This is a genomic window from Streptomyces sp. NPDC057616, assembly GCF_042800575.1.
Taxonomy (GTDB): domain Bacteria; phylum Actinomycetota; class Actinomycetes; order Streptomycetales; family Streptomycetaceae; genus Streptomyces.
Window position 1 is genome coordinate 146933 of record NZ_JBHVGU010000002.1, and the last position, 11477, is coordinate 158409.

The 11477-nt window shown below is 73.3% G+C and carries 9 protein-coding genes and 1 tRNA gene; 8 read left to right on the forward strand and 2 right to left on the reverse strand.

What is annotated here, in order from left to right; translation table 11 throughout:
* Positions 1-153 precede the first annotated feature (153 nt).
* The 7 genes from ACFU97_RS02460 to ACFU97_RS02490 all read left to right on the forward strand — a co-directional run bounded on the left by ACFU97_RS02460 (position 154) and on the right by ACFU97_RS02490 (position 6503).
* Positions 154-1101, forward strand: coding sequence for a phosphatase PAP2 family protein (locus ACFU97_RS02460; RefSeq protein WP_384249801.1), 948 nt, complete (start codon positions 154-156; stop codon positions 1099-1101).
* The gene (locus ACFU97_RS02465) at positions 1052-2212 is read left to right on the forward strand and encodes a hypothetical protein (RefSeq protein ID WP_384249804.1); all 1161 of its coding nucleotides are present in this window, start codon (positions 1052-1054) and stop codon (positions 2210-2212) included. Before ACFU97_RS02460 ends, ACFU97_RS02465 begins: the two co-directional genes overlap by 50 nt.
* Positions 2203-3792 carry a hypothetical protein gene (locus ACFU97_RS02470; protein WP_384249806.1) on the forward strand — a complete coding sequence of 530 codons (1590 nt, stop codon included), beginning with the start codon at positions 2203-2205 and terminating at the stop codon, positions 3790-3792. Before ACFU97_RS02465 ends, ACFU97_RS02470 begins: the two co-directional genes overlap by 10 nt.
* A complete protein-coding gene (locus ACFU97_RS02475) occupies positions 3789-5126 on the forward strand; it encodes an AAA domain-containing protein (RefSeq protein ID WP_384249809.1) in 1338 nt (445 codons plus the stop codon). The genes ACFU97_RS02470 and ACFU97_RS02475 overlap by 4 nt, the downstream gene beginning before the upstream one ends.
* Before the next feature lie 232 nt (positions 5127-5358).
* Positions 5359-5724: a hypothetical protein gene (locus ACFU97_RS02480; protein WP_384249811.1), complete on the forward strand. Its 366-nt coding sequence runs from the start codon at positions 5359-5361 to the stop codon at positions 5722-5724.
* Positions 5725-5845: 121 nt separating this feature from the next.
* Complete coding sequence (locus ACFU97_RS02485) at positions 5846-6439, forward strand: bifunctional DNA primase/polymerase (protein WP_384249813.1); 594 nt, start codon at positions 5846-5848, stop codon at positions 6437-6439.
* A tRNA-Lys gene (locus tag ACFU97_RS02490) sits at positions 6430-6503 on the forward strand. The genes ACFU97_RS02485 and ACFU97_RS02490 overlap by 10 nt, the downstream gene beginning before the upstream one ends.
* Before the next feature lie 125 nt (positions 6504-6628).
* Here the strand turns inward: ACFU97_RS02490 and ACFU97_RS02495 are convergent.
* Positions 6629-7906: a M6 family metalloprotease domain-containing protein gene (locus tag ACFU97_RS02495; protein ID WP_384249816.1), complete on the reverse strand. Its 1278-nt coding sequence runs from the start codon at positions 7904-7906 to the stop codon at positions 6629-6631.
* 313 nt (positions 7907-8219) lie between these two features.
* Between ACFU97_RS02495 and ACFU97_RS02500 the strand changes: the two genes are divergently transcribed.
* Complete coding sequence (locus tag ACFU97_RS02500; RefSeq protein WP_384249818.1) at positions 8220-10085, forward strand: putative bifunctional diguanylate cyclase/phosphodiesterase; 1866 nt, start codon at positions 8220-8222, stop codon at positions 10083-10085.
* A gap of 282 nt (positions 10086-10367) precedes the next feature.
* Here ACFU97_RS02500 and ACFU97_RS02505 read toward each other — a convergent pair whose 3' ends face one another.
* Entirely contained in the window at positions 10368-11459 is a 1092-nt protein-coding gene (locus ACFU97_RS02505; RefSeq protein WP_384249821.1) for an LLM class flavin-dependent oxidoreductase, read from the reverse strand.
* Between the last annotated feature and the right edge of the window lie 18 nt (positions 11460-11477).

Below are 11477 nucleotides of genomic sequence, written 5' to 3' on the forward strand. Positions count from 1 at the left end.
CCTGGACCGTGGTCTGCCTGGGGCAACCCGACGGGCGATCTCTGCGTCTTTGAGGGCCGGGGGCGCCCGACCGGGGCCCGCACGTACGCCGTAAAGTGGCACGACCCGACCGGCCGGCGGGCGCCGCGCGAGAATGAAGGGGGAGGCGATCGGATGCCGAGGACCGAGACGACACCAGGCATCGAGGCAGCAGCCCCGCGCACGCGCCTGCGCTGGTGGACCGAACTGCCGCTGATCCTCCTGGTGTACGGCTGCTACTCGGCAGGCCGGCTCCTCGCCCGCGGCGACACCGCCGGCGCCGTCGACCACGGCCTGGCGATCCTGCGCATCGAGAAGTTCCTGCACCTCAACGCCGAGCACCCGCTCAACCGGCTCTTCACGCGCGAGACGTGGCTCGGTGTCCCGGCCGACTTCTGGTACGCCTCGCTGCACTACCTGGTCACGCCGGCCATCCTGATCTGGCTGTTCCGGTCGCGGGCCGTGCACTACCGCGCCGCCCGCACCTGGCTGATGACGTCCACCTTCATCGGCCTGATCGGCTTCACGCTGCTGCCGACGTGCCCGCCGCGCCTGCTGTCGGCCGGTCACGGCTTCGTGGACACGATGGCCCAGTACAGCTCGTACGGCTGGTGGGGCGGTGCGGCCAGCGCCCCGAAGGGCCTCGGGGGCATGACGAACCAGTACGCGGCCATGCCGAGCCTGCACGTGGGCTGGGCGCTGTGGTGCGGTGTCATGCTGTGGCGCCACGGCAGGACGCCCGTGGCGAAGGCCGCCGGCGTCGCCTACCCGCTGCTGACCACGATCGTGGTCATGGGCACCGCGAACCACTACTTCCTCGACGCGGTCGCGGGCGTGGCCGTGATGGGCCTCGGCCTGTTCCTGGCGCCGCACGTGATGCGGGGCGCGGACCGGCTGTGGGCGCAGTTCACGTCCCCCGCGGGGCACTCCCGCCCCACGGGCTCCTCAATTGTCAGTGGCGGATGCCAGACTTCCGCAGGTGAGCGATTTCCACGGCAGCGCGAGTCCCGGGACGGATCCGGAGCCGAGCCGAGTGCCTCTCCCACGGACGCGGGGGAAGGCGCTCCGGCAGCGGCTCGCTGAGCTGCGCGGCCCGGAGGTGGCGGCCAAGGCGCTGGACGCCCGGGCCCTCGCGGCACTCGCCGCCAACCCGGGCTGCGAGCGGCGCGCGATCCTGGACGGCGCCGGGGTGGACAAGGCGGCGGTGGCGAGCAGGCTGGGCTCCCCTTCGGTCTTCGGGCAGTCGCAGTTCGCCTTCACCCGGGGCAACGCGTTCGAGGCGAAGGTCAAGGCGGACGGCGGCGCGGAACTGCTGCGCCTGGTCCACGAGAAGCTGGACCCGCGCGCGCGGCCGCCCGCCGGGGCGCGGGTGCCCGACCTCACGGCGACCGGCCCCGAGGGGCGTGCGGCTCGTACAGGCCTGGCGCTGCGCGAGGCCACCGGGACCCCGGGCACCTGGACCCTGCTGGACCACCCGATGCTCGCGCTCGAGGTGGCCGGCTCCCCCGCGTTCCTGGAGCCGGACGCGGTGGTGGTGCACCCCGACGGCAGCTGGACGGTCGTCGAGATCAAGTCCTTCCCGATGCTTGACGGTTCGGCCGACCCGTCGAAGGTGGGCGCGGCCGCGCGCCAGGCGGCGGTCTACGTGCTGGCCCTGGAGCAGGTCGCCGCCCGGCTCGACCCGGCCCCCGTGATGCGGCACCGGATTCTGCTGGTCTGCCCCAAGGACTTCTCCAACCTCCCCACCGCCTCGGCGGTCGACGTGCGCAAGCAGCGCGCCGTCACCGACCGGCAGCTGGCCCGGCTGACCCGTATCGAGGACATCGCCGACACGCTCCCCGAAGACACCTGCTTCTCCCCCGAGCTGCCCGCGGCCGAGCTGACGGCCGCCGTCGAGTCGGTCCCGGCGGCGTACGCGCCCGAGTGCCTGTCCGCCTGCGAGCTGGCCTTCCACTGCCGTGACCGGGCACGCGCGGAAGGGGCCGTGACCTCCTTGGGCCGCCCGGTCCGCGCCGAACTGGGCGGTCTGACCACGGTCGAGGAGGTCCTGTCGGCGGCGCGCGGCGCGAGCGGCGACCCGGACGACCCGGCCGTGGCGGCGCTGCGCAGGGCGGCGCGGCTGCGCGAGGAGGCCCTGGCGGCCGCCCGGCACACCGCGGCCGCGCCCGCCGAGGAGGGCGCCCCGTGTCGCTGATCGCCACCCTCGCCCGACTCGAAGCCGTCAGCACCGGACGCGCCCGGCCCACCGCCACCGTCCGGCACCGGCACCTGTCCGAACACCCCCTCGTCTTCGTGCCGCTCACCACCGCCGGTGAGGCCGGCGCCCCGCTCGGCGCGCTCGTGGGCACCGACCGCGAGGCCCCGCGGCTGCTGGCCGTGCCGCAGCCACGCGACCGCGACCTCAGGTTCGCGTTCCTGGCCGAGCTGGCCGACGTCGTCCTGCCGTATCTGGAGGGGTACGCGGACGAGGTGGAGGCCGCGGAGCGCACCGACACCGACCCGGAGACCGGCAAGCGCGTCAAGGTCGAGGTCGAACTGTGCGCGAACGCACCGCAGTTGATCGTGCCGAGCCGCGCGGGCATCGATTTCGTACGACTGCTCGGCCGCTCCATGCGCTTTCGCCGCACGGCGGAGCAGGACCCGGAGACCCCGTATCCGGCGCCCCCGCGCGTGCCGCTGCTCGGCCGCTGGCTGACGCACTTCGGGGAGCGCGCCCGCGTGCCCGGCTCCTCGCTGCTGCTGGCGGCGACGGACGTGCTGTCCCGGCACTGGGCGACCGGGCAGTCCAGCCTGGAGGACCAGCACCTGGGCGCACTGCTCGCCTGGATCGACCCGCCCGAGGGCGTCTCGGGGGCGGAGGCGGCGTCGGCGGCCGAGCTCGCCCGGGACGCGAAGGGCCAGCTGGAGTGCCCGCCAGCCGGTCCGGCCACCGACCCGGCCTTCGACAACAAGCTGCTCGCCCCGGCCATCGAGCGCTACGACCGCGCGCGTACCGCCCTCGCCGCCGCCGAGGACGGCCTGGAGGCGGACGACCGGCTCGGTGAACTCACCGCCGCCGAGCGGGACATCCGCGAGCTGGTGCTCCGGTGCACGCTGCCCACCTGGGAGAAGGTGTGGCGGGGCCTGGACCTGCTGCGGGCGCTGCCGGCCGCCGCGCACGTCGAGCAGCGGTGGACGCGCGACCGCTGGTCGTTCACCTCCCACCGCGACCGGGTCGTCGCGGGCGAGCCCCCGCAGCCGCGCCGGGACGACGCGGTCACCGCGGCGAGCAAGCTGGCCTCGCGCGAGCGCGAACAGGCCCGTCTGGAGGCCCAGGAGGCGCTCGACGATCCGCTGGTGATGGCGGGCCGGCGGCTGTCCGGCGAGGCGTTCACCGGAGAGGTCACGGACGTCGTGATGGCGTACAGCGAGGGCAAGCAGCCGCGCCCGCGCCCGCTGGTCACCGTGCGGACGGAGGACCGCCCGCACCTGGGCGAGCGGGCCAAGGTGTACCGCTCGCTGGGCGGCAAGCCCCAGACGGCGGAGTTCGCCGGGCAGGAGGCGGACGACCTGTTCGTGCTGCGGATCGTCGACAAGATGGGCCGCGGCAAGGTGCCCGAGGCCGGCTCGGTGCCGGAGAAGGGCGACCTGCTCTGCTTCACGACCTTCGAGCACGAGCAGCGCGGCGGCCCGAAGCTGCCCGACCCGGAGCAGACGCCGTGGACCCACGGCGGGCCGCCGGGCGAAGCCGTCCATGAGAGCGCCGATCCCGTGACCGCGGAGGACGTCCTGTGAGCACCGTTGTCGACCCCGGTGCCGCGGCCGCCGAGGCCACCGACGCGATCCTGCGCGACACCCTGCACGGCGACCACCGCGGCGTGGTCGTCGACTCCCCGCCCGGCGCCGGGAAGTCCACGCTGGTCGTCCGCGCGGCGCTCGAACTGGCCGACGCGGGCCGCCCGTTGATGATCGTCGCCCAGACGAACGCGCAGGTGGACGACCTGGTGCTGCGGCTCGCGGAGAAGAGCCCCGGACTGCCGGTCGGCCGGCTGCACAGCAGCGACGCCGACGCGTACGACAAGGCGCTCGACGACCTGCCGCAGGTGCGCACGTCGGCGAAGGCGGCGGAGCTGACCGGCCTCCCGGTCGTCGTCTCCACGGCCGCGAAGTGGGCGCATGTGAAGGTGGACGAGCCCTGGCGGCACGCGATCGTCGACGAGGCGTACCAGATGCGCTCGGACGCGCTGCTCACCGTGGCCGGGCTGTTCGAGCGGGCGCTGTTCGTGGGCGACCCGGGCCAGCTCGACCCCTTCTCGATCGTGGGCGGCGAGCAGTGGGCGGGCCTGTCGTACGACCCCTCGGCCTCCGCCGTGACCACTCTTCTGGCCCACAACCCCGATCTTCCGCAGCACCGCCTGCCGGTGTCCTGGCGTCTGCCGGCCTCCGCGGCACCGCTGGTCTCCGACGCCTTCTACCCGTACACGCCCTTCCGCAGCGGCACCGACCACGGCGACCGCTCCCTCTCCTTCGCCGTCCCGTCCGACGGCTCGGGCCCCGACCGGGTGATCGACGAGGCCGCCGAGTCCGGCTGGGGCCTGCTGGAGCTGCCCGCGAGGCTCACCCCGCGCACGGACCCGGAGGCGGTGGGCGCGGTGGCGGCGATCGTGACGAGGCTGCTGGAGCGCGGCGGAGCGGCGACGTCGGAGCGTGCTCCCGCGGAGCCCGTGCCGCTGACCCCCGACCGCGTCGCCGTCGGCACCGCCCACCGCGACCAGGCGGCGGCCGTCCGCGCGGCGCTCGCGGAGCGGGGCGTCACGGAGGTCACGGTCGACACGGCGAACCGCCTGCAGGGCCGCGAGTACGACGTCACGGTCGTCCTGCACCCGCTCTCCGGCCGCCCGGACGCCACCGCCTTCCACCTGGAGACGGGCCGCCTGTGCGTCCTCGCCTCCCGCCACCGGCACGCCTGCATCGTGGTCTGCCGGGCGGGCGTGAGCGACCTGCTGGACGACTACCCGTCGACGGAACCGGTCCAGCTGGGCACCCTCGTGAAGTTCCCGGACGGCTGGGAGGCCGTGATGTCCACGTGGGACCACTGGTCGGGACACCGGGTGTCCTGGCACCCGTGACCGGCACACCGGACGACCGGCCGGCGACTGCGGCTCGGACGGCCGGGAGGCGAACCACGCCGTGCTCGCACTGCCGCGGGAACATCGCCTCGTCCGGCGGCCTTGAGAGGGGGGCGTGCCGAGCGGCGCGCCGCCGCGGCCCGGGCCCACTTGCGCGGTCGCGGGACAATGGACGGTGGCCGTCGTCCCGGACGGACCGTGCGCGACGTACGACGTATGAGGAGGACAAGACATGGCGGAGCCCACGCCGCGTCGGAACGAACCGCGGCTACGCCCCGCGCCCCTGCTCTTCGAGCCCGCGGAAGCGGCCTCCGACCCGGAGCACTTCTTCGACCTCGAGTCGATCGACGACCCGCGGGCGCTGCTGACCCGCGCGACGGAGCTGGCACAGGCGTTCCGCGCCGCCGCGGACCGCGCGGTGGAGTTCCAGGCGATCGCGGCCGCGCAGCTGGCGGACCCCCGGCGGTTCGACCGCCTGACCGCGGCGGACATCGCGGAACGCGCCGAGTGGACCGAGGACTACGCGCTGAAAATGGTGGAGTACGGCCGCGGCCTGATGAGCGGCGCCGAGGGGACCACGTCCGCCGACCCGGTGTGAACACGGACCGTTTCGCTGTGGCATATGCCAGGCGGGCAAGATACCCCTTCCCGCTGTCGGCTGTCCCGATTTCCCGCAACTCCCCGGAGCGGTACGTTCACACCCGGTAGATGTAGTTGCCATGAGCAGCACACGGAACGAACCGTTCGCCGACCACTTCGACGTCTGCGGGGTCACCGCCGACGGAGCCTCCTGGCTCGCCTCGGCAGGAACGTATCCGCGCTCCACGCTCGCCCTGTGGAGGGAGCGCCCCGGAGCCCCGGTGATCCTCCCCTGCGGATCCGTCTTCGACGTGCTCAGCGTCCCCGCGGTCTTCGGCCGCCGCATGGTCGACCGGCTGTGGGAGGAGGGCCCGGGCTCGGGCCCGGTGGCGACCTTCCGGGGCCGCATGCTGCTGTTCGCCGCGCCCGGCACCGCCCAGCGGCTGCCCTCGCTGCTGCGCTGGGAGGAGTTCGGCCGTACGGCCGCGATCCCGCCGCTGCTGTGCCACGGCAACGGCGACGCGGTGACCGTCCCGCCGTTACTGTCGCCCGCCCCGCCGACCTCCTGCGACTCCCGCTGGCTCGTCGCCCCGGACACCCGTCACCCCTGGCTGCCGGGCCCGGAGATCCTGCTCTGGGCGGCGGTCCGGGCGGCCCGCGCCGCCGTGCGCATATCGATTTTTCCCCCGGCCGATCAGGATGCTAAGGTCTACGACGTCAGCAGGCGCCGCTAGCTCAGTTGGTTAGAGCAGCTGACTCTTAATCAGCGGGTCCGGGGTTCGAGTCCCTGGCGGCGCACGACAGTGATGGCGAGGCATGTTCGCGGAATACGCGAACCGGCCTCGCCGTCGCCGTTTCTGCGCGGCTGCGCCGCGCGCCGTGGGGGCTCCGCCACCCACACCCCCTTCACCGTGGGCCGACGTTCAGCCGGCCGTGATCTTCACGTTCCACGCCCCCGAGGCGGTCCGCCCCTCGACCTCCACCCGGATCCCCTCGCCCTTGACCGTGAAGGTCTCCCCGAGGGAGACCGGGGCGTCCGCCAGGGGCGGGTAGACGGAGTTCTCCCAGCAGGCCTCGGTGTGCGGGTGGGCGTCGAGGACCTGGATCGGGCCGCCGCCGGACTGGGTGGTGCCGCGCACGCGGTAGACGAGGATGCCCGACTTGCAGGCCGTGGTGTCGTTGCCGACCGGGCTGCGTGCCTCGAAGGCGAGCACGCTGTCGGGGCCGGTCCGCACGACCGCGAGCTTCACACCCTCGCCGAAGCCGAAGGACGGCGGCCCCGCCGCGCCCGTCACCGCGGACCCCGGCCCCGCGCCCAGCGGCTCCAGCGTCACGCGCGTGACGCCCGACTCCCGTACACACACCACCTGGCGCGGATCCAGCCACCCCAGCTTCCACTTGTGCCAGCCGAGCAGGTCGGGTGCCAGCCCGAACTGACTGCCCATCAGGTCCCAGTCGCCGACGTAGGTGTCCCAGTCACCCTTGCCGTCGTCGGGGCGGTGGTAGAGGTCCGGCAGGTCGAAGACGTGCCCCGTCTCGTGGGCCAGCACCAGCCGGTCCGGCGGGTGCTTCTCGAAGACCGTGACGACCCGGCGCAGGTCCGTGCCGTCGGCCCGCAGCGGGGTGTCGAGGTTGACCACCTTCGTCGCGTCCGAGTCCACGCCGGGCGCGTCCGGGTCGGCGACGAAGTAGACGACGCCGTAGCGCGAGAAGTCGACCTGGGGGTCGGCGGCCGCGAGCGCGTCCCGCAGATACGCGGCACGGCTCTCCGCGCTCCAGTCGCGCTTTATCGCGTACGCCGTGGACGGCCGCGGCATCCGGATCCAGTGCTTCATCGGATGCGCGCGGAGGGCGAACCTGCCGTAGGAGGCCTGCTGGAAGAAGCGGCTGGTGGCCGGGAAGTGGTCGGCGGCCAACTGGGCGGGCGTGGTCCGCGGGGCCGCGTCCGGGAACGACAGGAAGACCATCACGGCGGCGAGCGCCCGGCTCGGCCGCGGGTAGGCGGCGTTCCAGGTGTCGAGGCCTTCCGAGTGATGGACCGAGGTGCGCTGGAGCGCGCACGGCACCGCCGAGAACGGTTCGGCGACCGAGGGTCCGGTCACCAGCGAGGTCGCGGCGATGGCGGACAGCGTGCTGAACACGGCGGCGGTGCTGCGCAGTCGGGGACCCCTGTATGCCCTGAGGGGAAACTGACGCGGCACAGGGACCTCCGGGTGCGGTTCGCGGGACTCCGCACCCAGCCTGTGTTGATTTGTAGTACTACGCCCTGTTTGTCTGCCCCAGACGAGTGAGGCGCCCGGAGAACGGACAGGACCGACACCCCCGAATCGCTCACGGAACGTCACAAGCGATCGAGGGACCCCAGAAGCCGTCCACCTGCGGGCAGAAACGATCTGTCAGAAGTGCCGGTCCATCCGGGACACTGGACAGTAGCTGCAAGGCCTCCGGGTCTGCCTCTATGATCGGCACACTTTCCTGCACGGACAGAGATCGAGTGCACTGCGGGAGCGAGCGGTGAGCGGAACGTCCGAAGGGCCGGCGCCCGCGGCTGACCTCGACCGGGTCGCCGTCACAGAGAGTGACGCCTGTGCGTCTCCTCGTACCGAGCAGCTGACGACTCGTACGGAGCCGTCGGCGTACCACTCGGTCTTCACGGCTGCGCCGCTCGCGATGGCTGTGGTCGACCGCGAGGGTCTGGTGGTCGGCGCGAACAGCGGCTTCGGCGAGCTGATCGACAGTCCCCCGGACGCGCTGGTCGGCCGGTACGCCGCCGACCTCGTGGACCTGGCGTCGGACGCGCGGACCTGGCACTCCTACCGCGAGGTGCTGCGCGGGCGCGAGGCGCGGCTGCGCTGCACGCGCCGGCTGAAGCACGCCGACGGCCAGACGGTCTGGGTCGAGGTCACCGTCTCACCGCTGGCGGCGCCGGACGAGGGTGTGCTGATGTCCGTCACCGACATCAGCGCCCACCGTGAACTCCAGGGCAGACTGCGGCACTTGCAGATGCACGACCCGGTGACGCGGCTGCCCAACCGCACGCTCTTCTTCGAGCGCCTGACGGCCGCGCTGGAGGCGGAGTCGTACGAGGAGAGCGGCACCGGGCGGATCGGTCTGTGCTATCTCGACCTGGACGGCTTCAAGGCCGTCAACGACACGCTCGGGCATCGGGTCGGCGACCGGCTGCTGGCCGCCGTCGCGGAGCGTCTGACGCGCTGCGCCGACGAGGCGGGGCACGCCAGAGCCAGCGCCCCGCTGGTGGCGCGGCTGGGCGGCGACGAGTTCGCGCTGCTGGTGGAGGACTCGACCGGCACGGACCAACTGGCCGATCTGGCCGAGTCGGTGCTGGAGGCGATCCAGGCGCCCTTCGACCTCGCGGGCCGGCGACTGTCGGTGTCGGCGTCGATCGGGGTGGTGGAGCGGCGTGCCGCGGGCACGACGCCGACCGCCCTGATGCAGGCGGCCGACACCACGCTGTACTGGGCGAAGGCGGACGGGAAGTCGCGCTGGACGCTCTTCGACCCGGAGCGCAACGCCCATCGCATGACCCGCCAGGCGCTCGCCTCCACGCTGCGGCCCGCGATCGAGCGCGGTGAATTCGTGCTGGAGTACCAGCCGTTGGTGGGGATGGAGGACGGTCGGCTGCACGGTGTCGAGGCGCTCGTACGCTGGAACCATCCGCAGTTCGGCCTGCTGACGCCGAATCGGTTCATCGGACTGGCGGAGGAGGACGGCTCGATCGTGCCGCTGGGCCGCTGGGTGCTCGCCACGGCCTGCCGGCAGGCGCGGCGCTGGCAGTTGGACCACCCCGACGAGCAACCGCTGTTCGTGAGCGTCAACGTGGCGGTCCGTCAGGTGTGGGACTCGGACCTGGTGGCGGACGTGGCGGAGATCCTCGCCGAGACGGGTCTCGCGCCGCACCTGCTCCAGCTGGAGCTCACGGAGTCGGCCGTCATGGGCTCGGCGGGCCGTCCGCTGCAGGTCCTGCAGGCCCTCAGCGACATGGGCGTCGGCATCGCGATCGACGACTTCGGCACGGGCTACTCGAACCTGGCGTACCTGAGCCGGCTGCCGGTCTCGGTCCTGAAGCTGGACGGCTCCTTCGTGCGCGGCTTCCAGTACGAGAGCGACCAGGAGGGGACCGTCCCGCCGAACCCGGCCGACGAGGTCGTGGTCGAGGCGATGATCCAGCTCGCCCACCGGCTCGGCCTCACGGTCACCGCCGAGTGCGTCGAGACCTCGGCCCAGGCCACCCGGCTGCGCCGCATCGGCTGCGACACCGGGCAGGGGTGGCTCTACTCCCGCCCGGTCCCGCCGGATCGTATCTCCGACCTCCGCACCCCACTCCACGAACCGGGCGAGAGGGTGGCGGGCAACTCGTAGCGGGGCGCAACCCGGACGCGCCCACGGTCGGTTCACACGAGGCGCCCGCACACCGCGCCGCGGGCCGTCACCGGCACGGCCGTCCGGCCCCCAGACGGGCGGTCAGGAGGTCCGCGGCCGGTGGTCGCCCCGTCCGTCGTCACGCCGTAGGCAACCCATAGGCGTACACAGTCAGTTCGCACGAGACGCCCCCACGCCAAGCCGCCGCCGTCGCCGGCAAGGTCACTCCGCCGCCGGCCGCCGGTCGACGAGTCCGCGGTCGGTGAGGCGCCACGGCCGGCGTCACGCCGTAGGCAACCCGTACGCGTCCGCGATGAGTTCGTACGAGCGTAGGCGTACCTCTCCGCTGTGGGCGTTCGACGTGATCATCAGCTCGTCGGCGCCGGTGCGCTTCTGGAGGTCGTCGAGGCCGGCGCGGACCTCGTCGGGGGTGCCGTGCACGACGTTGGCGTTCCAGGAGGAGACGAAGTCCCGCTCCATGGGGCTGAATTCGTACGCCTCGGCCTCCTCGGGGGTGGGGACGAGGCCGGGGCGGCCGGTGCGCAGCCGGACCATGTTCAGGGCGGCGGCGAGGACCTGGCGGCGGGCCTCCGCCTCCTCGTCCGTGGCGAGGGCGGCCACGCCGATGAGCGCGTACGGGGCGTCCAGCACCTCGCTCGGGCGGAAGGACTCGCGGTACAGATCCAGCGCCGGGACGGTGTTCTGCGCCGAGAAGTGGTGCGCGAAGGCGAAAGGCAGGCCCAGGACGCCCGCCAGGCGCGCGCTGAAGCCCGAGGAGCCGAGCAGCCAGATCGGCGGCCGGTGCGGGGACTGGACGCCGCCGGGGGACGTCGCCTGCACCGGGCCGGGCACGGCGTGGATACGGCGGTAGGGGTGGCCGTCCGGGAAGTCGTCGTCCAGGAAGCGGGTGAGTTCGGCGAGTTGCTGGGGGAAGTCGTCGGCGCCCTCGTTGAGGTGGTCCGTGCGGCGCAGCGCGGCGGCCGTCGCGCCGTCGGTGCCGGGCGCGCGGCCGAGGCCGAGGTCGATCCGCCCGGGGGCCATCGCCTCCAGCGTGCCGAACTGCTCGGCTATGACGAGCGGCGCGTGGTTGGGCAGCATCACGCCGCCCGAGCCGAGGCGGATGCGGTCCGTGTGGGCCGCGAGATGGGCCAGGATCACGGCGGGTGAGGACGAGGCCACGCCCGGCATCGAGTGGTGCTCGGCGACCCAGTACCGGTGGAAGCCGCGGGACTCGGCGAGACGGGACAGGTCGACGCTGGTGCGCAGCGCGTCCGAGGCGGTGCGGCCCGCTCCGACCGTCACCAGGTCCAGTACGGAGAGGGGTACGGGCGCGGTGCCCTGTACGCCGCCCCGGATCTCGTCGTCTGCCGTCACGGTGGGTGCCTCCTGTTG